Source organism: Caloramator sp. E03 (assembly GCF_006016075.1).
GTDB lineage: Bacteria > Bacillota > Clostridia > Clostridiales > Caloramatoraceae > Caloramator_B.
Genome location: NZ_CP040093.1, coordinates 2,461,200 through 2,485,916, shown reverse-complemented (window position 1 = coordinate 2,485,916; position 24,717 = coordinate 2,461,200). Strand labels below are relative to the sequence as shown.

The following is a 24,717-nucleotide window of genomic DNA, read 5'->3' as shown; positions in this document are numbered from 1 at the left end:
CATCCAACAAGTGCACAATAATTATTTTATCAAAAATTTACTGGGTTTTAAAGATGTTATTATAACAAAAGTACTTGATAATGTTTGCTATGAAATTTATTTAGAAATGAAAAAGAAGCCTCATACTTGTCCTCGTTGTAATTCTGAAACTCGTAGAGTTCACGACTATAGAATTCAACGTGTTAAACATCTTCCTTTTTTCTTAAAATCTACGGTTCTTATTATTAAAAAACGTAGGTATCGTTGTAATGTTTGTGGTAAGAGATTCTATGAAAGTATTGAATTTCTTCCTCGATATCATAGAATCACCAATCTTCTATCTCTGTATGTAATTAATGAACTTGCTAATACTTGTAGTATGTCAAGTGTTGCTAAAAAAGTTAACTTATCTGTTGATACTATAAAACGCATTTTCAATAATGTGTCTTATTCTGCTGCTACTACTTTACCTAAAATTATTGCTATTGATGAATTTAAAGGTAATTCTGGTGGTGCTAAATATCATTGTTCTATCGTTGACCCTGTTAATAGAAAAATTATTGATATTATTAAAGATAGACAGTTTCACGTCCTATCGGACTACTTTAAAAAAATTAAAAATCGCGATAGTGTTGAATATTTTATTTGTGATATGTGGCAACCTTATATTGATTTAGCTAAAACTTACTTTAAAAATGCTATTATTGTTATTGATAAATTCCATTATATTAGGCACGCTATGTGGGCTGTAGAAGCAGTTAGAAAACGTGTTCAAAAAGAGCTATCTGTTAAATTAAGAAAATACTTTAAAAGAAGCAAAAAACTTATTCTTAAAAGATTTGACTTACTTGATGAAGATTCAAAGTTCGCATTACAAGTTATGTTTTCTTACAATAGCGATTTAGCTATTGCTCATACCTTAAAAGAAAAACTATTAAAAATAATTGATACTACCTCTTCTTCTAAAGAAGCTCGTACTTTATTAAAGGAATGGATTAAGTTTGCACAAAGTAGCGGCCTTAAAGAATTTGAAAGATGTGCTAATACTTATATCAGGTATTTTAATGAAATAGTGAATTCTTTTGATATACCATATACAAATGCTTGCACTGAAGGCTTTAATAACAAAATTAAAGTTATTAAAAGAAATGCCTTCGGCTTCAAAAACTTTGATAGGTTTAGAAATAGAATTCTTCATTGCTGTAATTAAAGTAAATTATAATACCAAATTTTAGAAAACCAACTCACGTTGGTCTTTTTGTCCTGCAATTTTTGTGGGATACTCTCCCCAATCTAACTTATCTTTCTAAAATAACTCTCAAACAAGATAGGACAGGCATTCTAATCGAATACCCGCCCCAACAATTGACAAAGAGCCTTTTTATGTTAAAAAAAACTGCCCAAAAGGACAGTTATAAAAAGTTTGTCATTGTCAATTGGGTGGCACCTTTTTCATCATTCCGCTGCTTTAAAGTTATATACAGGAACTATTCTTTCAACAATATCTACTGTATCACCAATATTTTTTATAATCTCCTCCATAGGTTTATAGGCGAGGGGACATTCGTCTATCGTTTCCTTATTTACCGATGTTGTGAAAATCCCTTCCATCATTTTTTTATATTGGCTCAAAGTAATAGAATTTTTAGCCTGAGTCCTGCTCATTACCCTCCCGGCACCGTGGGGAGCAGAAAAATTCCAATCTGCATTTCCCTTACCAATGCAAATAAGGCTGCCATCTTTCATATTTATAGGTATCAAAAGTTTTTCTCCTCTTTGTGCTGAAACCGAACCCTTCCTTAAAATCATATTTTCAGTATCTATATAATTGTGAATAGTTGTAAACTGTTCAGCAATTTTTAATTTCATACCCTTTATTATTTCCTCAATTATAGCCTTTCTGTTAAGCTCTGCAAAGCGCTGAATTATTTTCATATCGTGAATATAATCTTTAAAAAGCTCTCCTGATACATAGGCAAGGGACTTTGGAATTTTCGTTAAAACCTCAGATTTTTTTATTTTAAGAAGCTTTTGTATTTCCTTATCCCGTCCCTCATTCTTCAGCTGCATTATAAAATCTTCAATATCCTTTTTAGTGTTTTTGTTTAAAGCTCTATAGGCTTCTTCCTGATAAAACGTTGCAACCTCATGACCTAAATGGCGGCTACCTGAGTGGACAACAATATATAGATTGCCTTCGCTGTCTTTGTTAACCTCAATAAAGTGGTTGCCTCCGCCAAGGGTGCCTATACTTCTTCTCGCCCTTATAAGGTTCACTTCACCCCTGCATTTTAGCTCTCCTAAATCTATTTCATCATTAAACTTATGTTCCTTATCCCTTATATCAAAGCCTGAAGGAATTTTCTCATAAATCAGCTTATCAAGCTTTAAAAGCTCTATACGGCGGTTTTCAAGCTTTACAACTTCCATTCCACAGCCAATGTCAACCCCAACAAGGTTAGGGACTATTTTATCATCAATGGTCATTGTAGTTCCTATAGTACATCCTGCCCCAGCATGTACATCGGGCATTATTCTTATTTTGCTTCCCTTTACAAATTCCTGATTGCATAATGTTTCAATCTGCCTCGCTGCATCGTCTTCTATATTGTCAGTATAAACAATAGCGCTGTTGTATTTTCCCTTTATTTCAATCACAATTTAATCTCCTTCAAAAAATATTATATTTTTTATTATAGCATAAGGTTTATTGTGATTTTATATTTTTTAAAATAATAATGCAACGTACAAAAATATGCAATTTTAGATATTTTATTATAATGTTCAATAATAAGTAACTGTCCCCCAAAGGATATCTGCATGATGGCATAGCTGTTAGACCTCCCCAAGTAAGAGCGACCGACTTCATCCAATATACTCGCCACATTTACTGTATGAGGTTAGGGTAGTGTTGGACTTTGTTTTGTTGTGCAAACTCGTCCGCCTCAAGTCAGCCTCATATGTGGTTCTTATTCATCGAGCCAGGACTTTGCCTCCGTCTTCCTTCAGATTCCACCTCACAATGGACACCCTTGCTATTGGCTAATGATTCCCACTACCAAACCCATAGCGGACTTTCACCGCCAAGCTGTTGCCCATGCCGGGCGCACACAAAAACGCCTGCTAATATAAATTCTGCAGGCATTTTTATTTAAACTCCGTCTACATTTTTAAACACGTTTTCAAATCTATTTAAAGCCTCATCGATAACATCATCTGTATCTGCAAGGCTTGTGTACATCCTGTTTCCTGCAAGAGTTATAATACCCTCCGCCATGTAGGCAGCACCCATCTCCTCCATCATCTTCTTTCGTTTTTTAATCTCATTCATACTGCCTAAGCTCAAAAGCTTTACAAACATCGTTCCTGTTGTTTCAAGATGACATATTGAACCTTGATTATATGCAACATAGGGAAGTTTATATTTTTCAATAAGCTCTGAAAGCCCCTTTGTTAGTCTGTCCCCAGCACGTCCAGCAACTTCACATGCATTCGTTTTTTCTATTTCAAGTAATGTAAAATACCCCGCTGCAGCACTTAATGGGTTTGCTGCGAGAGTTCCTCCAACATATGCCCTTTTTTTGTCCCCCTGAATTCCTGCTGCAAGGCATTCAATAAGTTCTCTTCGTCCTCCTACTCCTCCAGCTCCAGGATATCCTCCTGCTACTATCTTCCCAAATACAGTCAAATCAGGTTTAACATCAAAGTATCCCTGTGCTCCACCAAGGCCAATCCTGAATCCTGTTACAACCTCATCAAATATAAGAAGGGCACCATATTTGTCGCAAAGTTCCCTGACGTTTTTATTATAATCCTTATCAATAGGCCTTGTTCCGCTCTCTGGGCCAACGGGCTCAACTATAACTGCAGCAGTTCCTCCCCTTAATTTATTAAACCTTAGCTTTCTTTCAAGCTGTTCAATATTATTTGGGAATACCTCCTGAGTATGTTTAAAACATGAACTTGGAATACCATGAGCTTCAAACCCTCTTGTTCCTGGAACATGAAGGCCGTAAACCATCTGGTCGCTCCATCCGTGATAAGCCCCTCCAAGCTTTATAACCTTTTTCTTTCCAGTTGCAAGCCTTGCTATCCTAATTGCTGCCATCACACTCTCCGTGCCGCTTCCAAGCATACGGAACATTTCAACGGAAGGCATATACTTGTTTATAAGCTTTGCAATTTTAAGCTCATATTCGCTGAAAAGTCCCGTTACAGGCCCGCATTCCTTTATAAGCTCTATTACCTTCTCTTGGACAGGCTTATAATTGCTTCCTAAAATAGTAGGCCCTCCAGCCTGAAGAAAGTCTATATACCTGTTGCCGTCAGCATCATACATATAAGCTCCCTCAGCTTTAGTTATAACTATGGGAAAAGGATAGTTAAAGGCAAGATTATGCTGTACCCCTCCTGGAATATATTTTTTTGCTTCAGTTATTATCTCCTTTGACTTTGAACATTTCGTATTAAAATATTCAATATATCTATCCATTGCATCTTTTTTTATTCCCCTTACAGGCTGCTTTAAAAGATTATCTATCCTTTCATAAATTTCTTTTGTATTATGCCATTTTGATATTGCATATCCTTCCTTCTCCATAACATACACCCCCCTCAAATTTAAAATTTTTATATAATATTATTAAAGCCTTTAAAGACAGCATCCAAAATACATTCAAGCTCGCTCCATCCTATTGTCTCTTTTTTGTGTTCAAACCATGTGAAAATAAGTCCATAATATGCTCCTAATATTGCCGTAACAATATATTTAGACGGATATTCCTTAGAGAATTCACCGCACATCTGCCCCTCCTGTACAAGTGAGTCTATCATTTCATTTATTGCATAGAAAGGCGAGACATCTTCATTAGAGTTAATAATTGTAGAAAATACAACCCTTCCAGTTAAGTGCATATATGGTATTGAATCATCTAACAGCCTTTTCATAATCAGCTTTATTCTATCCCTGCAGGATTTAAAGTTTTGCCCTTCTCTCTCGTAAAGTTCCTGTATATCATCTACTTCCTCCTCTGCTATTGCTTTTAAAAGGCCTTCCTTGCTGTTAAAGTAATTAAAAAATGTACCCTTTGAAACATCACTCCTTTCTGTTATATCTTCAATTGAAACATCATCGTATCCTTTTTCTTCGAACAAATGCCTTGCAGCCCTTAATATATCTGATTTTGTTTTTATTTTCTTTCTTTCTCTTCTTGAAATCTCCATTGGTGTAACATACCTCCAATTTCCTCTCTTTGAAACCATTATATATGTTAATAGTTTCCAAGTCAATAATTTTGTACTATGGTATAATTTTATACAATATTTTAATATTATATTTTATTTCAAAATCAAATAGTATATAATAGAATTAATTCTATATTTTGTAAATTTATTATGAATTAGGGGTGGTTTTGTGGGTGCCAAATATATAATTGCCCATGATGTTGGAACAAGCTGCAGCAAAGCAGTATTAGTTGATACTGATGGCAGAATATGCTGTCATGAATCCTGTGATTATCCTCTAAGCGTTCCTCATCCTAATTGGGTTGAACAAAATCCTGAGGACTACTGGAGAGCTGTTACAAAATGTACAAGAGATGTTATTAAAAAATCCTCGGTTTCGCCAAAGGATATCATCGGTATAGTTTTTACGACACAGGCAATGGGTATAATACCTATTGATAAAGATGGAAATGTCCTTCGGCCAAACATAACGTGGGTAGATGGAAGAGCAGAAGTTCAGGCTAAAAAGATAATGAAAAGATTTTTGGGAAGCGGGGTATTCAAATCAATTGTTGGAATTGAACTAATGGGAAAGGATGTTATTCCAAAGCTTCTGTGGATTAAGGAAAATGAACCGGATATTTATAATAAGACGGAATATTTTTTAGACGTTAATGGATATCTGAGGTTTATGGCAAGCGGGGCAAAAACTGCTGAACTTTCCGGAGCCTGTTCCTATGGTTTTGACTTGCATAAAAAAGACTGGATGAGGATTTTCTTTAAAATAAGCGGTATAAGCACCTCAAAGCTCCCTCCCCTTGTGCGTTCTATTGATAATGTTGGAGGGCTTACAAAAAAGGCAGCAGAAGAGATGGGGCTTTTAGAGGGTACTCCAGTTTTTGGGGGATGCGATGATACTCAAAGTGCAGCCGTTGGCTCCGGTGCTGTCTTAGATAATGAAGCTCATATTTATCTTGGAACCTCCGCATGGGTATGTGTTTCTACAAAAAAGGTACTAAAATTTAAAAACTCTGCAGTATGCCTAAAAAGTGCAGATCCAGATATGAATATTGTTGTTGGTATTACTGAATCTGCCGGCTCATGTATAAAATGGATAGCGGATGAATTTTACAGGCACGAACAAGCTGACCCTTCAATTAAGGATATATATGTATTAATGGATGAGCATGTTAAAAAGGTTCCTCCAGGATCAGATTATCTTATATGTACCCCCTGGATGAGGGGAGAAAGATGCCCGGTAAGCTCAACAACTGTTAGAGCAACCCTATTTAATATTACTCATGAGCATACAAGAGAACATCTAATGCGATCAGTTTACGAAGGTGTTGCCTATAACCTTAGATGGATTTTAGAAAACTATAAAAAGGATTTCGGCTTTGATTTTGATGTGATTAAAATTATAGGCGGAGGAGCGCTTGATAAACAGTGGATGCAGATAATATCCGATGTTACTAAAAAACGAATAGAGGTTTCAAACAATCCTAAAATGAGCGGTGCCCTCGGTGCTGCAATGTGTGCACTGGTTGGTCTTGGAATTTATAAGGATTTTTCTGACGTTAAGAAGCTTCTTCATATAGAACATACCTATATACCTCAGGAAGAAAACTATAAGATATACGATGAATTGTTTATTTCATACAAAAAAATATATTATTCCCTTGAGAAAGCTTATAAAGAAATAAATTCAAAACGATTTTAACGGTACCCATTCTCCGGTGCCTGGCACCGGAGAATGGAGAAAATATCTTTTAAGGGGGGTTTGTCTTGAAAGAATATAAAGTATATCCATATAGGTGGGTTGTGCTTTTTTGTACACTTCCAATACTTGCAATGACAAATGTTTTCTGGCTTACTTTTGCACCTATAACAAGTCAGGCAATAAAATTCTATAATGTTTCTCCTATTTATATAGCATTTCTTTCAATGATTTATATGATAGTCTATATAGTTGCAGCACTGCCTGTATCATATCTAATTGATAAAAAAGGATTTAAAATTTCTATGCTCATAGGTGCCCTTCTTACTGCTGTTTTTGGAATGCTAAGAGGTATCTTTGCAGATAACTATATTGTAGTTTCATTATGCCAGACAGCCATAGCTCTTGGGCAGCCCTTTCTTGTAAACTCAATAACAAAGATTGCTGCGAATTGGTTTCCTCTATATGAGAGAGCTACTGCATCAGGCATAGCAACTATGGCAGGGTATATTGGCATGATTGCAGCAATGCTTTTATCACCTCGACTATATTTATCTTTAGGTCTTCCAAAGCTTCTTATGCAATATGGTTATGCCTCCGTATTCTGCGCTATCATTTTTATAATATTTTCAAAGGAAAAGCCTGAAATCTTAGTAGATGAAACAAATAATATTAAAGAAGAATTTACTTTTTCAAAAACAAAGTCTTTATTAAGCAATAATAATTATATAAGGCTCATGGTATGTATGTTTGTCCTTATGGGAATTTTTAACGCTGTTATGACATGGATTGAAGAGATGCTTCGTCCAAAGGGAATTAGCTCTGTACAGGCAGGAACAATAGGAGGAATACTAATAATAGTTGGTCTTGTAGGCGCTGTTATTCTTCCTATGGTATCAGACAGGATTAAAAAAAGAAAACCTTTATTAGTATGGCCTATACTTTTTGCTGTAATTCCCTTTGCAGTACTCACCTTTTCAAAGAGTTATGCTGTTATATTAATTTGCTGTTCAGCATTTGGCTTTTTTATAATGGGTATTGGGCCAATCGCATTTCAATACGGAGCTGAAATTGCATATCCAATACCTGAAGGAACTTCCTTTGGTATTTTAATGCTTATGGGACAAATATCTGGGATAATTTTTATATTTTTAATGGATTATTTAGGCAGTCTTGCAGGAGGAAACATGGTATATTCCCTTCTTTTCTTTACAGTTCTTATCTTTTTAACTTTTCTCTATGCAAGAAAATTTGAGGAATCACCATTAATTCTTACTGAAGCAAAGGACAATTTTGATGATGATGTTATTATAAAACTAAGGCAGAAACTGTGTGATGGAGGTTTAAGACTTTTAGAATCTGGACTTGTAAGTGGAACATGGGGAAATTTAAGCCTCAGGATAAATAATGATTACATGCTCATAACTCCAAGCGGAATACCATATAAATCTTTAAAACCTGAAGATATGGTAATAGTAAATATAAATGATTTAAGCTATGAGGGTAAGCTTAAACCTTCAGGTGAGACCGGTCTTCACGCTAAAATATATAAAACAAGAAGGGAGATAAATGCAGTAATTCATACTCATTCACAGAGTGCCTGCACAGTTGCAGCTGCAAGGCTTCAAGTCCCTCCTCTTCTTGATGATATGGCACAGATAATAGGTCCTTCAATAAGGGTTGCTGATTATGCAATACCAGGAACTAAAAAATTGATAACAAATACAATAAAGGCATTAAAAGGGCGAAATGGAGTTCTTCTTGCAAATCACGGGGCTGTATGTATAGGAAGAAGCCTTAATGAAGCTTTCACAGCATGCGAAATACTTGAAAAATCATGCAAAACCCTCATTGAGACAAAATTACTTGAAAAAGGAGTCCCCCTTAGCAAATTTGAAAGTTATATTATGCATCAATACTTCTTAAAAAAATATTCTAAAAAGTCACTGACAAAATGAATATGCTGTTAGTGTAATCCGTCCCTTGGCATGGTGCAGTGCAGGGGGACGGTTACTTATTTATTTATTATTGTAGTGTTAATACAAGCTTGGGAGACATGTTCTTACTTAGCAGTTGCAGTAACAGGAGGGACGGTTACTTAATATATTAAATAAACATAATATTTTATGGATGGCCCCCCTAATTTTGCAGATATTGTGTATGAAATAAGTAACCGTCCTTCTGCTTGTTACGGTAAAAAATTAAATATCAAATTCATAAAATAAGTAACTGTCCCCAGGCTTGTCCGGCGAGCTGTCACCATGCCGGACTCACAAAAACTCCCCAAAGGATTAAAAATATCCTTTGGGGAGAAAAAATTACATATTCACAGCAATCTGAGCTGATAGCTTTGCGTTGTTAAATACAAGCTGAATATTGGATTCAAGGCTCTTGCCTCCTGTTATATCCTTTACCTTAGAAAGCAGGAAGGGAGTTGTCTCCTTGCCCTTTATTCCCTTATACTTCGCTTCTTCTAGTGCATCTTCAATGGCTTTATTTATTGTATCATAGTCCATTTCATACTCCTTTGGTATGGGGTTTGCTATTATTACTCCGCCCTTTAAGTTAAGCTCCCATTTTACCCTTAGCATATTTGCTATTTCCTTTGGCGTATCCAATCTATAGTCAACCTTAAATCCGCTTCTTCTTGTATAAAATGCAGGAAGCTCATCGGTTTTATATCCTACAACAGGAACGCCTAAGGTTTCAAGGTATTCGAGAGTTAATCCTAAATCAAGTATAGATTTTGCTCCTGCACAAACAACAGCAACATTTGTATTTGCAAGTTCCTGAAGGTCTGCTGATATGTCAAAGGTCTCCTGTGCCCCTCTGTGAACGCCCCCTATTCCCCCAGTTGCAAAAATCTTTATTCCCGATAGAGCTGCTATTATCATCGTTGATGCCACAGTTGTAGCTCCATCTAATCCCTTTGAAACTATATAGGGTATGTCCCTCCTGCTCACCTTTATAATTTCTCTTCCCTTTTTCCCAAGATATTCAATCTCATCACGGCTAAGTCCTGCTTTAAGTTTTCCTCCTATTATTGCAATAGTTGCAGGAACAGCACCATTTTCTCTAACTATTTTCTCAACGGAAAGCGCAGTTTCTACATTTTGAGGGTATGGCATTCCATGGGAAATAATAGTTGATTCAAGGGCAACAACGGGATTTTTATTATCTATCGCTTCTTTTACCTCATCGGATATAACTAAATATTTTTCAAGCATAATTCCATCTCCTTCATTTTTTTATTAACATTTTCAACTGACATTTCATCAGAAATAGTATTTTCAGATGACAGGGCTATTGCTGCACAGGACATAGCAAACTTTGCGCACTCTATAATGCTCATTCCCTTTAGATCCCCAAAAGCAAGGCCTGCTAAAAAGGCATCCCCTGCTCCTGTTGCATTTACAACCTTAATCTTTAACATATTAATTTTAAACATGTCAAATTCTTCCCCTGCACTTATGACTCCCTCTTCCCCAAGGCTCAGAAACACCCTTTTTACTCCTTTATTTAAAAGATATTCACAGGCTCTTTTAGCATTATCTATACTATCAACATTTATCCCTGTTAAAACCTGTGCCTCATATCTATTAGGTTTAATTGTGTGAAACCTTCCTATAAAATCCTTAACTCTTTTAGCCTTTGAGGTTGAAACCGTATCTAAAAAAATATTTACATCCTTAATCTGAGTTATGTATTCTAAAACTTCCCTTGAAAGGTTTGTATCTGCAATGCATATCTTTGAATCTTTTAAAATATTTTCTTTAGATTTAATATAATCAATGGTTATCTCATCACATACATCCATACAGGAGAGAGCTACTGCCATATCCTTTTTTTCATCAAGAATCGATAAGTAAGTTGATGTGCTATGCTTTTTTGAAACTATAACATCGCTTACGTCAATTTTTAAATCTTTGCAGTGCTCTAATATTTTATTGCCGTATAAATCATCCCCTATGGCGGTTAAAAGCTTCACAAAAATTCCAAGCCTTGAGAGGTTCTCAGCTATATTTCTTGCAACGCCTCCTAAAGAAATATTCAAAGTTCCTATGTTAGAATCCCTAAATATAAGCTTATCCTTAGGGACGCCCTGTATATCAACATTCGCCCCTCCAAGTGCCAAAACATAATCATTATTATTTATAATACACCTTTTCTCCATAAAAATCTAATATCTCCTTATAAAGCTATCATTTTGTTTGCTTTAGTAAGCAAAAATGCAGGAATTTCATTTTCAAGTCTCCATATAACATTCATAGGTCTGCTTCCGCTGTGGCTTACATAATCTGCAGGTCCAAGATAATAATATGGGGAAGCGATGCCATTTTCCATCTTATACTCCCTTACAAACAATAAAACCTTCCCTCCATGTTTTTTGTGATTTATATATCTTTGTCCTGTCTTTGAAGCATCGGAAGTTGTACTCTGTGACTGCCAGTGAAATAGGAATTCATCTATTGCATAATCATCATACAGTGTAGAGGGAGAATAATCCTTCTCAGATTTATTAAGGGTTACAAAGAGTACATCAACGTTTTTATCTTCAATATACAATACACCTTCTCTTTGGGAAGGTTTCTTATGTAATGTAAAGTATCCTAATGCTGAAAGTATCTCATCCCTGCTGTAGGTGCAGTGCAAATATAATGGGCAGGAAAAGCCTAAATCTATCTTTTTATCTATAAAATCTATTTTTTCATAGTTATATTTTAAAATTTCAATAAGTTCACTAAACAATTCATCATTTTTTCTTACCCTTTTAAAACTATCCTTTAGTGATTTAAAACCCATAACATAAAGAGGTTCCTGCCAAATTGTATAATGAAACATAGTAAGCATTTTTACTTCGTCTTCTGTCATATTATTTTCATCGATTTTATCTATGTTATTTAAATATTTTAGTAAAATATCAATCCACGTTTTAGAGTTAATGTGAGAAACCCTTAAAAGAGCCTTTGTTAGTTTTCTCTCATCAGAATTTACAAAATCATCCTTAACTCCTGCCTGAACGCATAATCTGCTCCAATTATCCTTTGAATATATATCCTTTAAAGAAATATGATAATGCTCTATAAAATTTAAAAGAGTCAATTTTTTACCGCAATCTTCTTCAAATGTACTTATCCTGTTTACTATACTGCTTCTATTGTTAAAATAGCTTTTTATGTTATCTAAAACATATTTTTGAGAAAGCTTTTCAAGCTGTATATAGCATCCCTTAGGAACGTTAGGAAAACCATTTTGTATCTCCCTTTGAAGGGAACTTCGGCACTTACCTAATAATGCCTTGAACTTTTCTTCAAAGTTATACTTTTTATGTGCCTGACCTATAAAGTCAAGAACTGTTAAGCATTCCTTTCCTTCGCATAACCTAAGCCCTCTCCCAAGCTGTTGAAGAAATACCGTTAAACTTTCCGTAGGCCTTAAAAACAAAACCGTATTGATTTCAGGTATATCAACTCCTTCGTTATAAAGGTCAACTACAAATATGAAGTTTATCTCCTTATTCTTTAATTTCTCCTGAGTACTAAACCTTTCATCATCCCCTGAACCTGAATGCAATGCAATAGATGGTATGCCCTTTTTATTAAAAAAATCAGCCATATATTTTGCATGTTCTACGCTAACACAAAATCCTAATCCTATTATATCTTTAATATCGCTTACATATTTATTTATGGAATTTATAATAAGCTCCGACCTTTTTGTATTATGAGTATAGAGCTTATCAAGATCGTTCTTTTCATACCCCCCTCTGCTCCATCTTAAATTGCTAAGGTCAACATTATCGGAAACCCCAAAATATTGGAAAGGGCATAGAAGCTTTCTATCTATCGCCTCACTCAATCTAATCTCTGCTGCTATTCTTCCATCAAAATATTCAGTAATATCCTTTCCGTCCATCCTCTCTGGAGTTGCAGTAAGACCTAATAATATCTTGGGTTTATAGTAATCTATAAGCTTTTGATAGGATGGGGCTGCTGAGTGATGAAATTCATCTATTATAATAAAATCGTAAAAATCAGGAGTAGTTATATTATAAAACTCCTTTGAATTAAAGGTCTGAATCGACATAAAAAGGTGGTCGATTTGCTGTGGCTCAAAGCTTCCTACCCAAAGATCCCCAAAATTCTGATCCTTTAAAATTCCTCTAAAGGCTCCTATGCTCTGCTTTAATATTTCTTCTCTGTGGGCTATAAAAAGAAGTCTGTTATTAGTAGGATTTTCTTTTCTAAAATTTTTATAATCAAAGGCTGAAATAACCGTCTTGCCTGTTCCTGTAGCTGCAACTATAAGATTTTTATACTTACCATGAATTTCCCTTTCAGCCTTCAGCTTTTCTAATATTTCTCTTTGATATGAATAGGGCTGAATATCAAAACCATATTCGAATGTTTCATAGCTGGCTCTTTTTTCTTTTTCAATTGCATTTTTTAAAATATCAGCATCAGAAGGATGAAAAGAAGTAAACTCCCTATCGTGCCAGTATGCTTCAAAGGTTGCCTCAAATTTTTTCATAATGTCCTTCATGTCCTGCTCTGTAACTTTAATATTCCACTCAAGGCCGCTTGAAATCGCCGCGTTAGATAAATTTGAAGAACCTATATAGGCTGTGCTAAACCCAGTATTTCTATAAAACATATAGGATTTTGCATGAAGCCTTGTTCTTTTTGTATTATATGAAATTTTTATCTCAGTATTAGGAAGCTTTGAGAGAAATTCAACAGCCTTATAATCCGTTGCTCCCATATAGGAGGTTGTAATAACTCTAAGCTTTCTATCCTTTGTAAATTCAACTATTTCATCAGCAATAAGCCTAAGGCCGCTCCATTTAATAAATGAAACAAGCATATCTATTCTGTCTGCCGTTAAAATCTCCTTCTTCAGCTCGCTCACTAAACTTGGCTCGCTGCTTGAGCCGGTAAAAATAGAGCTTTTAGAAAGAGGGGTTGCAGGCCTTACTATCTTATTCTCATTTATAACTGCATACTTTGAATTTACCTTATCAAAAATTGATAGAAGCATCTTCGCATCCTCAGTTATTAGATACTCTGTAATGCTCTCATCATTAAGTGCATGCTTTAAAAGCATAATAATTTTATTTGCGACTTCTATTTGCCTTTGCAATTTGTCATCATCACTAATATAACTTAAAGCCTTTTTTAAAACTGCATATAAATATTGAGATAATATTAAGCTGCTTTCTTCTTCATCAATATTTTCCTTTTGTATCAGTTTCCTATCATTAAGCAAATTAATATTCTCAGAAATTATTCTGTTTATAACCTGCTCATAAAGGCCATCTTTAAGCTCCATATCCACACTTCCTGTTGTAAATATTTTTAATTATTTATTCTCTAAATATTTAAAATATCCTGCAAGTTTTTTGTTGGTGGAGGTGGTTGGGGGGTGGGGGCGTTTTGGGGGAAGGGGGACTGGACATGGGGCGCGGGGGTAGGAGGGACGGTTACTTATTAATTTTACTATGCGAAAAAGGCAGCAATGTTTGGTGCGGGGGACGGTTACTTATTTGTTGAATAATCGTATAATTGTATTGTGGGGTTTCATACTTTTGGGGTTTTCGAATTTTCCGGGGAATTTTCCGGGGACGGTTACTTATTTATTGTTGCAACTAAATAATTTTATGAATAAAATCACCTCCAAATTGGCAAAATAATACTAAAAATACAACCTAATCTGGAGGTGTGTTATTATGCCAAGATTGGCACGAGAAAAATCCTTTGACTCTATTTATCACATCATGGTAAAAAGTATTTCCGAGGTAAATCTTTATATTGATGAAAAAGATAAAGCAAAATATTTAGATTTTATAAAAAAAGCTCAGGATCAGTTTGAATTTAGAGTTTACTCCTACTGTGTAATGGATACTCACGCCCATTTTATTATAGACGCTAACGGGGCAGACATATCAAAAATTATGCATTTTATCAACTACAAATATGCTATGTATTTTAACAAAAGGCATAAAAGGCATGGCCACCTTTTCCAAGACAGATTTAAAAGCAAAATTGTAAGGGATGACAGGTACCTCTTTGCCTTAACAGCCTACGTTCACTACAATGCAACGGATATCAAAGGCTATGAAACTAATCCTCAGGATTATCCTTTTTCATCCTTAGGGATATTTTTAGCTGAAAAGAAAGATGAATATGAACTTATTGATGATGAGTTTATTTTATCAATGTTCAGCCTGAAAGAAGCTGCTGCAAGGGCTATTTATAAAGATCTTATATTTAAAGTAAAAAGTGTGGTAGATGCTCAAAGTGAAGAGTTTAAAAATGAGCCTACAGAATATAGAAGCATGAGGACAGTACTTGCAAGGGATATATCCCCTGAGAGGATAATAGATATAATTGTAAAAAAGTTTAACATAGATAAGCTTATGCTAAGGATAAAAAGGGCAAAGAATGCAAAAGAGGCAAAGGCTGTACTTTGCTTTGTTTTAAGGAAGTTTTGCGATTTAAAATGTGCTGATATATGCAGGATTTTAGGGAATGTAGGGCAAGCCAATGTTTCGAGGCTTTGCACAATAGGCAGAGAGCTTGTAAAGGAGGAAAAGTATAGGGGATTGATCGATGAAATTTTAAATATATGTGCATAAAGTTTTCAATATTAAAGGGAACATTTTGCATTTATACAAAGAATAATGCATACTTTTTGAAATTTAATTTATTGACTTTAAAAAACTTTATTAAATATCCGCAAGCCAATAAAAAGTTTTTGTGTTTGTGGATGAAATAAATATTAAGATTGGACAAGCCTATTCAAAATAAGGTGAATTTGTTTTAAAACAAATAATTTTTTTAAGGAAAAACGACGGGGTTGGATAAACAATAGGGCGTTTTTTAAATTTGAGTTGAAGGTAAAGAAATAAGTAACCGTCCCAGATACCTACAATAAAAGGGGCATATTGCCCCTTGCCTAAATCATGCAAATTTATTTTTTCATCCCTGTATAAATAAGAATGGCATCTCTTAAAAATTCAGCTGCTCCCGCCTTTACTTTGTCGTAATATGCCTTGAATCTTTCATCATCAACATACATTTGAGCAATACCCGCATGAGCTTCCTTTGTATATTTATCCCAAAAGAAGCACAGCCACTGGCGATGCAAATCTGCAGCCTTCTGTGCAATTTCACAGGACGGGTCCCCAGTTTCCATTGCCTCCTTTAGCGTATCAAGTACGGCTGCACTTAGTTTTTCTACCCTATCATATTCTTCCTTATTCATATTTTTTAACTTTTCATAGGACTTATCAACTTCTTTATCGCCATATTTTTCTCTAATTTCCTTACCATATTTCTCCTCATTTTCTTCAATCATTTTTTGCTTAAATCCCTCAAACTTTTCTTTATCAGTCATAGTAATCCTCCCTTCATATAATGCAATAGTTTTATCTACATTATCAATTAGCAGGTCCAACTGCCTTCGCTTTGTCAGGAGTTTTTCACGATGTTCTCTAAGTGCATTAATGGCATTAAAGTTGGGAGAAGTTATTATTTCCTTTATTTCTTCAAGGCTTACACCTAATTCTCTATAAAAGAGAATCTGCTGTAATCTATCAACTTCATCCTTACCATAAATGCGATATCCTGAGGAATTGATTCTTGCCGGCTTAAGAATTCCAATTTCATCATAATATCGCAGTGTCCTGCTGCTAATACCCGCCATCTTTGCAAGCTTTTTAACCGTATATTCCATTCTCTCACCTCCTAACAAGATAACTATACACCTTTACGCTGCGTAAATGTCAACAGGCTATTATAAATTTTTTGCATAAGAATTTATTTGTATAGTTTTATCTATAATAAGTAACTGTCCCTTAGCCGCCTTAGACATTTAATAGTCTTTCTGCGCCTTCTATGTACACCTGTTTTATCTATTTGCGTTATAGTATAAATAATAAGTAACCGTCCCTCCATGTTTTTATTTTAACAATTGGAAATACTTACAAATAATAAACAAATTAAAAATATTTAAAGATATTCTCGATTGTTAGAAGTTTAACTATTTGAAAATCAAATAATCGGTTTTTATAATAATATTGGAAGCTTCAATAGCAAATATCTTTAAGGAGGGATAATATGCTGCAAATAATAAAGAACATAAACAGTATTCTTTGGGGATACATATTGATATTCTTACTATGTGGAACGGGAATATATTTTACAATTCTTTTAAAAGGCGTTCAAATAAGAAAGTTCAAGGACGGATTTAAAAGAACCTTTGGAGGAATAAAGCTAAAGGGAGACGCCGCTGGAAAGGAGGGTATGTCATCCTTTCAAGCCCTTGCAACTGCAATAGCTGCACAGGTTGGAACGGGTAACCTTGCAGGTGCAGCAACTGCCATAGCATCAGGCGGACCTGGCGCAATATTTTGGATGTGGCTAAGTGCCTTCTTTGGAATGAGCACCCTTTTTTCAGAAGCAATTTTAGCTCAGGTATATAAAGAAAAGGTAGATGGAGAGGTTACAGGCGGGCCTGCCTACTATATTAAAAAAGGATTAGGAAGCAATGCTCTTGCTGTATTCTTCTCAATTTCAATAATTCTCGCCCTCGGATTCATGGGAAACATGGTTCAATCCAACTCAATAGGAACCGCTTTTTCTAACATATTTGGAATAAGCCCTATATTCGTAGGAATAATTCTATCAATAATTGCTGCATTTATATTTATTGGAGGCATTAAAAGAATCGCTTCTGTTACAGAAAAAATCGTTCCAATAATGGCTGCTTTTTATATTATAGGTGGACTATTCATAATAATAAAAAATATAGGTTCATTTTTGCCAGCACTAAAAATGATATTCGTTGGTGCATTTAATCCAAAGGCTGCAACGGGTGGATTAATAGGTGCTACTGTAAAGCAGGCTGTAAGATACGGAGTTGCAAGGGGTCTTTTCTCAAACGAGGCCGGTATGGGTTCAACTCCACATGCCCATGCAGTAGCAAAGGTAAAGCATCCTGCAGAACAGGGCGTCGTTGGAATTATAAGCGTATTTATAGACACCTTCGTAGTTCTTACAATTACTGCCTTTGTAATTCTTACAACAGGTGCTTTAGATGGGAAAACAACAGGCATAACCTTAACTCAAAATGCCTTTGTAAAAGGAATGGGCTCCTTTGGAGGATATTTTATCGCAATATCTCTATTCTTCTTTGCCTTCTCAACTATAATTGGATGGTATTTCTTTGGCGAGGCAAACGTTAAATTTTTATTCGGAAATAAAGGACTTTTACCCTATAGAATCCTTGTTGTAGTATTTATAGCCCTTGGAACAACTCTTGAAGTTCCTCTTGTTTGGGAACTTTCTGATATGTTTAACGGCTTTATGGTAATACCAAATCTTATAGCATTAATCGCTCTTTCAAAAGTTGTTAAAAAATCCCTTGAGGAATATGAAAATTTAAAATAAAGATGTGGAGGGACGGTTACTTTTTATTTTACATTTATATTTAGTAACCACCCCTCTATTTTTTAAATTTATTAAATATTAAATAAAATAAGTAACCGTCCTTCAAATCACCTCACATATCGTGCACAGCAAAAAGCGAGGCGGCAGATATTAATCTGCCACCTCGCCGTCTTTCATGCCAAAAGATCAACTGAGATATGTTTACTCTATTTATAGTTATTCCCATTTTCATTAATTTTAAAACATTAAAATATTATTTTTTATATAAATTTATCTTATCGTTTTTTGCTAATGTTTTTTATTGCCTTACATAAATCCTTTGCTCTTTTCTTTTCATTCATTCTTATTAGCTGGTTTTGCTTCCCTTCAAGATATCTAAGCTCCCTTTGAAGTTTGTTATAGCTCTCAAGTCTCTTTGCATCAAGAACCCCCTCTTCAATGGCAGCCTTAACAGCACATCCTATTTCTTTATCATGTTTGCAGTCTCTGAATTTGCATCCCTTCGCAATTTCCTGTATGTCCTTAAATGTCTCCTGTATTCCTTCATTACCATCCCACAGCTGAAACTCTCTAAGCCCAGGGGTATCGATTATAAATCCTCCTGTAGGAAGCTTTACAAGCTGCCTGTGAGTTGTGGTATGCCTTCCTGTGTCATCATATTCCCTGATAGAACCGGTTAAAAGCACCTCTTCTCCTGCAATATAATTAATTAGAGTTGACTTGCCAACTCCTGAAGAACCAAGAACAACTGCTGTCATTCCATTCATAAGATATTTTTTAATATCATCGATTCCACGGCCATCAACTGTACTTATAACATAAGTCGGTGTCCCTATAGCTACTGCCTCAACCTGACACAGCTTTTCTTCTATATCTGCGCAAAGATCCGCCTTGCTCAAAACTATCACAGGATTTGCATTACTCTCATAGGCCATAGTAAGATATCTTTCAAGCCTTCTAAGGCTCAAATCCCCATTTAGGGATGTTACTATAAATACAGTATCAAAATTTGATGCAAGAACCTGCTCATTTGTTTGTACCCCTGCAGCCTTCCTTGAGAACTTGCTTTTTCTTGGAAGAACAGCATGAATTATCGCTTTTTTCTCTTTATGAATAGGAGTTAACACGACCCAGTCTCCAACAACGGGAAAATCACCTGTATTCTCTGCTTCATAGCGCATTTTCCCCGATATCTCTCCTTGATACTCTCCAAATTCAGTATATATGCCGTATAAATGTCTTTGCTCTATAAATATCTTCCCAACGATATAATCTTTATCTTTAAAACTCTTAAAACTTTCTTCAAAATATTTATTCCAACCTAAATCAGTTAAATTCAATTTACAACAACTCCTTTAATTCTAAAAATGAGCATAAAAATACCGCAGAAATAACCTGCGGATTTTGGACATAAAAATAACACGGTACACCCGTGCCTTATATTCACATTATCCAGGCCAAAGGTTACACTAAAACGACTATAGATGCAGGGCAGCTACAGTCCAATATTAAATTTTATACTGCAATCACCAAATCCACTCTTATTATCATAAGACATCACTGTTACTGGTAAAATAAAATTACCCGAAAAAGGGAAGATTTTTTCCCCAGCAAGAATGGAAATAATACTCCTTTGAAGATTAAAATATCTTTAAAGGAGGGATTAAAATGCTGGGGGTAGAAATGCATACAACAATAAAAACACTTTTCAAAAAGGGATATAACAAAACTCAAATTGCATCAATTCTTAAAATCGATAGAAAAACAGTAAGAAATGTACTTAATAAAATTGATGAGAAAGGAGTAGTGGAAAGGAAAACAAAACCTTCTATCCTTGATCCATATAAAGAATATATTAATATTCAAGTTGCTAAAGATCTTGGAGCGATGCGAATATTTCAAGACATGCAAAGAGAATTTAATTTTACAGGCAGCTATGATACAGTAAAAAGATATGTTAATAGTATAAAAAATCAGCCTCCAAAGGCCTATATGGTATTAAATGCTCTTCCAGGGGAAGAAGCACAGGTTGATTTTGGATACATAGGTACAATAAATGTAAATGGCAAGCATAAAAAGGCATGGGTTTTTGTAATGACATTAAGTTATTCAAGATATATGTATATAGAAGTTGTGCTAAATCAATCAGTTAAAACATTTATAGAATGTCATAAAAATGCTTTTAAATATTTTGGAGGGGTCCCTGAAACAGTAAAAATAGACAATTTAAAATCTGGAATTTTAGAAGCAGACTTTTATGAACCAACGGTACAAAAAAATTATGCAGCTTTCGCTGCTCATTATGGATTTTGGGCACAGCCCTGCAGAGTAAGAACTCCAACAGATAAGGGAAAAGTGGAATCTAGTGTTGATTATGTAAAGAATAATTGCTTTAAAGGAAGAGATTTTAAAAACATAGATGAAGCGATAAGCTTTTCAAAATTATGGCTTAATACTATTGCCAATGCAAGAAAGCATGGTACAACAAAGAAAATTCCCGCTGAAGTTTTCAACTCAATAGAAAAAGAGAAACTCTTACCACTTCCAACAGAGGACTTTATCTTATCTCACTCTGTCAAATGTAAAGTCAATACAAACTGCCACATATCTTATGACGGTAATTATTATTCAGTACCTTATGCATACATTGGACAAGAAGTTGAGGCCATCATAGTAAATGATTTAGTTAAAATCTACTTTAAAGAAAAAGAAATAGCCCTACACTCACTTTGGAAGGGTGATAAGGACCATTACACAACAAATAATGAACATTATCCTACTAGTAAGAATATATCAAGTGAAGATATATTGTCAAGACAAAGAAAAGAAATTAAAGAGGTTGGGGATAATGCCCTTAAGTTCTTTGAAAACTTCATAAATCAGGATAAACTTAAAAAATATGATTATAGAACTATTGCAGGTATATTATCTTTAAGGAAGGATTATAGTGATGAAGTAATAGACGCAGCCTGCTTAAGAGCTATATCATATGATGCATACAGCTATAAAGTTGTAAAAAGAATATGTGAAAAACGAATAATAAATTTACCAGTACAATCAAATGAAAGCTATACAAATGAGAAAGAAACATGCCTTACAAGAGATTTAAAAGAATATGATAAATTATCAGTCTTAGGAGAGTTAAAAAGATGAATGATTCATTGATGATACGTCTTAGGGATTTAAAGCTTTCAGGAATAATAAAGACTCTTGATGTTAGAAATGAAGAAGCATTGAAAAGCAACTTATCCTATATGGAATTTTTTGAACTACTTATAAATGACGAAGTTTTAAATAGACAAAATAATAGCAATATAAAAAGAACAAGTAAAGCAAAGTTTCCACAACATAAAACCCTTGAAGAATATAATTTTAATTATCAACCTAATATAAATAAAAGGTTTATATATAATCTGGCGACCTGTGAATTTGTCCGCAAAAAAGAAAATGTGGCCTTTATAGGTCCGCCAGGAACAGGTAAAACTCATTTAGCTATTTCTATAGGGTTAAAAGCAGTTGCCCAAGGGTATAAAGTACTTTTTACTACCGTAAATGAAATGCTAGAAGAGCTTTATATATCAAGGGCAGATAATTCTTTTCATCAAAAGCTAAGATATTATACAGCACCTGATTTACTTATATTAGATGAATTAGGACTTAAGAAGCTTAATCAAAATAGCGTTGATGATTTTTATGAAATAATCTCAAGAAGATATGAGAATGGCTCTATAATTATAACGTCTAATAAAGTATTTGAAGAATGGGCAAGAATTTTTTATGATCCTGTCTTAGCTACCGCTATTTTGGATAGGTTTGTACATCATTGCCATTTTGTAGTTATAAAAGGTGAGAGCTATAGAATGAAGCAAAGAGAAGGAGTTATTAAGGCAATGTCAGAGGAATCCTTATCTAAAGATAAATAAATATTAAGTGTTTATTTTTTTACCTTTTTAGGTGGGGAAAAAATCTTCCCGAAAGTGGGGAATTTTTATTGACAATAACAACATCACTCCTTTGCCTGATTTTTCACACTATTATTATATGCCATAAACAGTTAAATATCAATAGCATCATGGGGACGGTTACTTATTATATTAAATAAACATAATATTATATGCATGTCCCCCTAATTTTGCAGATATTGTGTATGAAATAAGTAACCGTCCCTCGAATTGTAAGTAACCGTCCCTCGAATTGTAATAACGATATTCATCCTTTACTAAATTTTAGAAATTGTAATATATTGATCAATAATAAGTAAATGTCCCATTTACCCAACCATATTTAAAAAATATCTGTGAAATTCTAAGCTATTTGATAATTCAGGATGAAAAGATGTTGCTAGCATATTTTTTTCACGCGCTGCAACTATTTTCCCATCAATTTCAAATATAACATCTACATCATTTCCTGCTTCAACTATATACGGTGCTCTAATAAATATCAAAGGTATTTCTTTATCAGTTACTTTTTCTATTTTAGTGTGACAGATAAAACTATCAAGCTGACTTCCATAAGCATTTCTTTTCACTTTTATGTTCATAACCTCAAGATGCTTTCGAAAATCGTTTTCTATTTCTTTTGCTAAAAGTATCATTCCTGCACATGTTCCCCAAACAGGAAGGCCCTTGAGAATTCTTTCCTTTAAAGGGTGTAACATTTTCCTTTCCTTTAAAAGTAGCCCAATTGTTGTACTTTCTCCTCCAGGCAAAATTATTCCATTAATTTCATTAAGATCCTTTGCTTCTTTTACTTCTATACAATCTACCCCTAAATTTCTTAAGTGGCTTAAATGTTCAATCACTCCACCCTGCAATGACAAAACTCCTATTTTCACTTTTACCATCCTCTTTCAGATAGTCTATTATCTATTTTATTTATATCTAATCCATACATTGCTTCTCCCAAATCTTCTGATACTTCAGCTATTACCTTTGGATCATTATAATAAGTTGTAGCTAAGACTATAGCCCTTGCCCTCTTTTCTGGGTTTTGTGATTTAAAAATACCTGAGCCTACGAATACCCCTTCTGCACCCAGCTGCATCATTAAAGCTGCATCAGCTGGCGTTGCAATTCCACCCGCAGCAAAATTAACAACTGGAAGTTTTCCTTCCTTCCATACATATTCAACCAAATCATAAGGTGCAGATAAATCTTTAGCGATTGTCATAAGTTCTTCTTGGGGAGAATTTTTTATCTTCCTTATTTCATCCATAATACATCTTATATGTCTAACTGCCTCAACAACATTTCCCGTTCCGGCTTCTCCTTTTGTCCTGATCATTGCCGCTCCTTCCCCTATTCTTCTTAAAGCTTCTCCAAGATTTTTGGCACCACAAACAAAAGGTATTTTAAAATCCCATTTGTTAATGTGATACATTTCATCAGCAGGAGTTAAAACTTCACTCTCATCAATATAATCAATACCAATTGACTCAAGTATCTGAGCTTCAACAAAATGACCAATTCTTACCTTTGCCATAACAGGTATTGATACAGCAGATTTTATCTCCTTTATCATTTTAGGATCTGACATTCTTGCAATGCCACCTTGCTTTCGAATATCAGCAGGAACCCTTTCAAGTGCCATAACTGCACAGGCTCCAGCCTTTTCAGCTATTTCAGCTTCCTTAGGGTTTGTAACATCCATAATTACTCCACCTTTAAGCATTTTTGCAAGATCTTTATTAAGTTGATACCTCTCCATTTAATCAGCCTCCTTTAATTGTATCGATACAATTTCGTGTTTTTTTATATATAGAGATTATAATAATTTAATATTAAAAATCAATATAAAACATAATTTAAAAATCAAATAATTATTAACTGTCCATTCGGTCTTCATTTCTCAATTTGATATTTTATATCTTAGTGTGAAAATCATTTTATGAAAATACAAATAATAATTAACCGTCCTTTGAATGTGGCATCCCTGTCATTAAGAAGGATACCAAATTCATGTGCAATTTTACATATTTTCATTTTCCGCTTTCCATATTCTTATTTTACGGTACTTAAGAAATATTTAGAAAAGGTAAATAATAAGTAACAGGTCATGACTAAAAGGAGCCACAACGACGGCATGAAAAAGTTTGTGTTTTTTCAAAGGTAACAGAAGGGACGGTTACTTATTATATTAAATAATAGACATAATATTTTATACATGTCCCCCTGATTTTGCAGATATTGTGTATGAAATAAGTAACCGTCCCTATGAACCTACCTATGAACCTATGAACCTATTCTCCATCTCCGGTGCCAGGGAGACCTCCGAAAAAATAAAGTTTTATTGAAAAACATACGATATATAGCATTTCAATACTATTATGCGCTACTATATATTGTT

At 34.4% G+C, this 24,717-nt stretch carries 17 protein-coding genes; 7 read left to right on the top strand and 10 right to left on the bottom strand.

All coding sequences use genetic code 11. The annotated features are described in order from the left end of the window. The first annotated feature begins 10 nt into the window (after nucleotides 1–10). A complete protein-coding gene (locus FDN13_RS11875; RefSeq protein WP_138980588.1) occupies nucleotides 11–1,189 on the top strand; it encodes an ISL3 family transposase in 1,179 nt (392 codons plus the stop codon). A 245-nt stretch (nucleotides 1,190–1,434) separates the two neighbouring features. Here the strand turns inward: FDN13_RS11875 and FDN13_RS11870 are convergent, their stop codons facing one another. The 3 genes from FDN13_RS11870 to FDN13_RS11855 form a co-directional block, all read right to left on the bottom strand. Then, complete coding sequence (locus FDN13_RS11870) at nucleotides 1,435–2,637, bottom strand: RtcB family protein (protein WP_138980587.1); 1,203 nt, start codon at nucleotides 2,635–2,637, stop codon at nucleotides 1,435–1,437. 493 nt (nucleotides 2,638–3,130) lie between these two features. Continuing rightward, a complete protein-coding gene (locus FDN13_RS11860; RefSeq protein ID WP_138980586.1) occupies nucleotides 3,131–4,579 on the bottom strand; it encodes an aspartate aminotransferase family protein in 1,449 nt (482 codons plus the stop codon). A gap of 29 nt (nucleotides 4,580–4,608) precedes the next feature. Next, nucleotides 4,609–5,202 (bottom strand): TetR/AcrR family transcriptional regulator, encoded by a 594-nt coding sequence (locus FDN13_RS11855; protein WP_168190158.1) that lies wholly within the window; start codon nucleotides 5,200–5,202, stop codon nucleotides 4,609–4,611. Nucleotides 5,203–5,392: 190 nt separating this feature from the next. Here FDN13_RS11855 and FDN13_RS11850 point away from each other — a divergent pair, with 190 nt between their 5' ends. Continuing rightward, nucleotides 5,393–6,922, top strand: coding sequence for a xylulokinase (locus FDN13_RS11850; RefSeq protein ID WP_138980584.1), 1,530 nt, complete (start codon nucleotides 5,393–5,395; stop codon nucleotides 6,920–6,922). A gap of 65 nt (nucleotides 6,923–6,987) precedes the next feature. Then, nucleotides 6,988–8,877, top strand: a complete 1,890-nt coding sequence (locus FDN13_RS11845) for an MFS transporter (RefSeq protein WP_138980583.1) — start codon at nucleotides 6,988–6,990, stop codon at nucleotides 8,875–8,877. Nucleotides 8,878–9,237: 360 nt separating this feature from the next. On the opposite strand, the gene FDN13_RS11840 is transcribed toward FDN13_RS11845, so the two are convergent. Genes FDN13_RS11840 through FDN13_RS11830 form a run of 3 tightly spaced genes read right to left on the bottom strand, consistent with a single transcriptional unit; the run spans nucleotide 9,238 to nucleotide 14,248 of the window. Next, a complete protein-coding gene (locus FDN13_RS11840; RefSeq protein WP_138980582.1) occupies nucleotides 9,238–10,146 on the bottom strand; it encodes a pseudouridine-5'-phosphate glycosidase in 909 nt (302 codons plus the stop codon). Further along, the gene (locus FDN13_RS11835) at nucleotides 10,128–11,093 is read right to left on the bottom strand and encodes a carbohydrate kinase family protein (protein ID WP_138980581.1); all 966 of its coding nucleotides are present in this window, start codon (nucleotides 11,091–11,093) and stop codon (nucleotides 10,128–10,130) included. Before FDN13_RS11835 ends, FDN13_RS11840 begins: the two co-directional genes overlap by 19 nt. Before the next feature lie 17 nt (nucleotides 11,094–11,110). After that, on the bottom strand, nucleotides 11,111–14,248 hold the full coding sequence (locus tag FDN13_RS11830) for a DEAD/DEAH box helicase (RefSeq protein ID WP_138980580.1): 3,138 nt from the start codon (nucleotides 14,246–14,248) through the stop codon (nucleotides 11,111–11,113). Nucleotides 14,249–14,645: 397 nt separating this feature from the next. On the opposite strand from FDN13_RS11830, the gene FDN13_RS11825 reads away from it, so the two are divergent. Then, nucleotides 14,646–15,554 carry a transposase gene (locus FDN13_RS11825; RefSeq protein ID WP_138980579.1) on the top strand — a complete coding sequence of 303 codons (909 nt, stop codon included), beginning with the start codon at nucleotides 14,646–14,648 and terminating at the stop codon, nucleotides 15,552–15,554. A gap of 335 nt (nucleotides 15,555–15,889) precedes the next feature. Here FDN13_RS11825 and FDN13_RS11820 read toward each other — a convergent pair whose 3' ends face one another. Beyond that, the gene (locus tag FDN13_RS11820; RefSeq protein ID WP_138980578.1) at nucleotides 15,890–16,654 is read right to left on the bottom strand and encodes a MerR family transcriptional regulator; all 765 of its coding nucleotides are present in this window, start codon (nucleotides 16,652–16,654) and stop codon (nucleotides 15,890–15,892) included. A gap of 383 nt (nucleotides 16,655–17,037) precedes the next feature. Between FDN13_RS11820 and FDN13_RS11815 the strand changes: the two genes are divergently transcribed. Next, nucleotides 17,038–18,369, top strand: a complete 1,332-nt coding sequence (locus FDN13_RS11815) for an alanine/glycine:cation symporter family protein (RefSeq protein WP_138980577.1) — start codon at nucleotides 17,038–17,040, stop codon at nucleotides 18,367–18,369. Between the two features lie 275 nt (nucleotides 18,370–18,644). Here FDN13_RS11815 and rsgA read toward each other — a convergent pair whose 3' ends face one another. After that, nucleotides 18,645–19,709 carry a ribosome small subunit-dependent GTPase A gene (gene rsgA, locus FDN13_RS11810; protein WP_138980576.1) on the bottom strand — a complete coding sequence of 355 codons (1,065 nt, stop codon included), beginning with the start codon at nucleotides 19,707–19,709 and terminating at the stop codon, nucleotides 18,645–18,647. A gap of 343 nt (nucleotides 19,710–20,052) precedes the next feature. On the opposite strand from rsgA, the gene istA reads away from it, so the two are divergent. Together istA and istB are read left to right on the top strand one after the other, a co-directional pair. Further along, the gene (gene istA / locus FDN13_RS11805; protein WP_138981092.1) at nucleotides 20,053–21,522 is read left to right on the top strand and encodes an IS21 family transposase; all 1,470 of its coding nucleotides are present in this window, start codon (nucleotides 20,053–20,055) and stop codon (nucleotides 21,520–21,522) included. Continuing rightward, on the top strand, nucleotides 21,519–22,292 hold the full coding sequence (gene istB, locus FDN13_RS11800) for an IS21-like element helper ATPase IstB (protein WP_138980575.1): 774 nt from the start codon (nucleotides 21,519–21,521) through the stop codon (nucleotides 22,290–22,292). Before istA ends, istB begins: the two co-directional genes overlap by 4 nt. A 347-nt stretch (nucleotides 22,293–22,639) precedes the next feature. On the opposite strand, the gene pdxT is transcribed toward istB, so the two are convergent. Both pdxT and pdxS read right to left on the bottom strand, forming a co-directional pair. Then, nucleotides 22,640–23,206 (bottom strand): pyridoxal 5'-phosphate synthase glutaminase subunit PdxT, encoded by a 567-nt coding sequence (gene pdxT / locus FDN13_RS11795; protein WP_138980574.1) that lies wholly within the window; start codon nucleotides 23,204–23,206, stop codon nucleotides 22,640–22,642. A gap of 2 nt (nucleotides 23,207–23,208) precedes the next feature. Continuing rightward, a complete protein-coding gene (gene pdxS, locus FDN13_RS11790) occupies nucleotides 23,209–24,078 on the bottom strand; it encodes a pyridoxal 5'-phosphate synthase lyase subunit PdxS (protein ID WP_138980573.1) in 870 nt (289 codons plus the stop codon). Nucleotides 24,079–24,717: the final 639 nt, after the last annotated feature.

What these genes read in the sequence shown, in the direction of transcription:
- FDN13_RS11825 (WP_138980579.1), top strand. Translation starts at nt 14,646, where the DNA reads ATGCCAAGATTGGCACGAGAAAAATCCTTTGACTCTATTTATCACATC.
- FDN13_RS11830 (WP_138980580.1), bottom strand. Translation starts at nt 14,248, where the DNA reads ATGGAGCTTAAAGATGGCCTTTATGAGCAGGTTATAAACAGAATAATT.
- FDN13_RS11840 (WP_138980582.1), bottom strand. Translation starts at nt 10,146, where the DNA reads ATGCTTGAAAAATATTTAGTTATATCCGATGAGGTAAAAGAAGCGATA.
- FDN13_RS11855 (WP_168190158.1), bottom strand. Translation starts at nt 5,202, where the DNA reads ATGGAGATTTCAAGAAGAGAAAGAAAGAAAATAAAAACAAAATCAGAT.
- FDN13_RS11860 (WP_138980586.1), bottom strand. Translation starts at nt 4,579, where the DNA reads ATGGAGAAGGAAGGATATGCAATATCAAAATGGCATAATACAAAAGAA.
- FDN13_RS11835 (WP_138980581.1), bottom strand. Translation starts at nt 11,093, where the DNA reads ATGGAGAAAAGGTGTATTATAAATAATAATGATTATGTTTTGGCACTT.
- istB (WP_138980575.1), top strand. Translation starts at nt 21,519, where the DNA reads ATGAATGATTCATTGATGATACGTCTTAGGGATTTAAAGCTTTCAGGA.
- pdxS (WP_138980573.1), bottom strand. Translation starts at nt 24,078, where the DNA reads ATGGAGAGGTATCAACTTAATAAAGATCTTGCAAAAATGCTTAAAGGT.
- FDN13_RS11815 (WP_138980577.1), top strand. Translation starts at nt 17,038, where the DNA reads ATGCTGCAAATAATAAAGAACATAAACAGTATTCTTTGGGGATACATA.
- FDN13_RS11820 (WP_138980578.1), bottom strand. Translation starts at nt 16,654, where the DNA reads ATGGAATATACGGTTAAAAAGCTTGCAAAGATGGCGGGTATTAGCAGC.
- istA (WP_138981092.1), top strand. Translation starts at nt 20,053, where the DNA reads ATGCATACAACAATAAAAACACTTTTCAAAAAGGGATATAACAAAACT.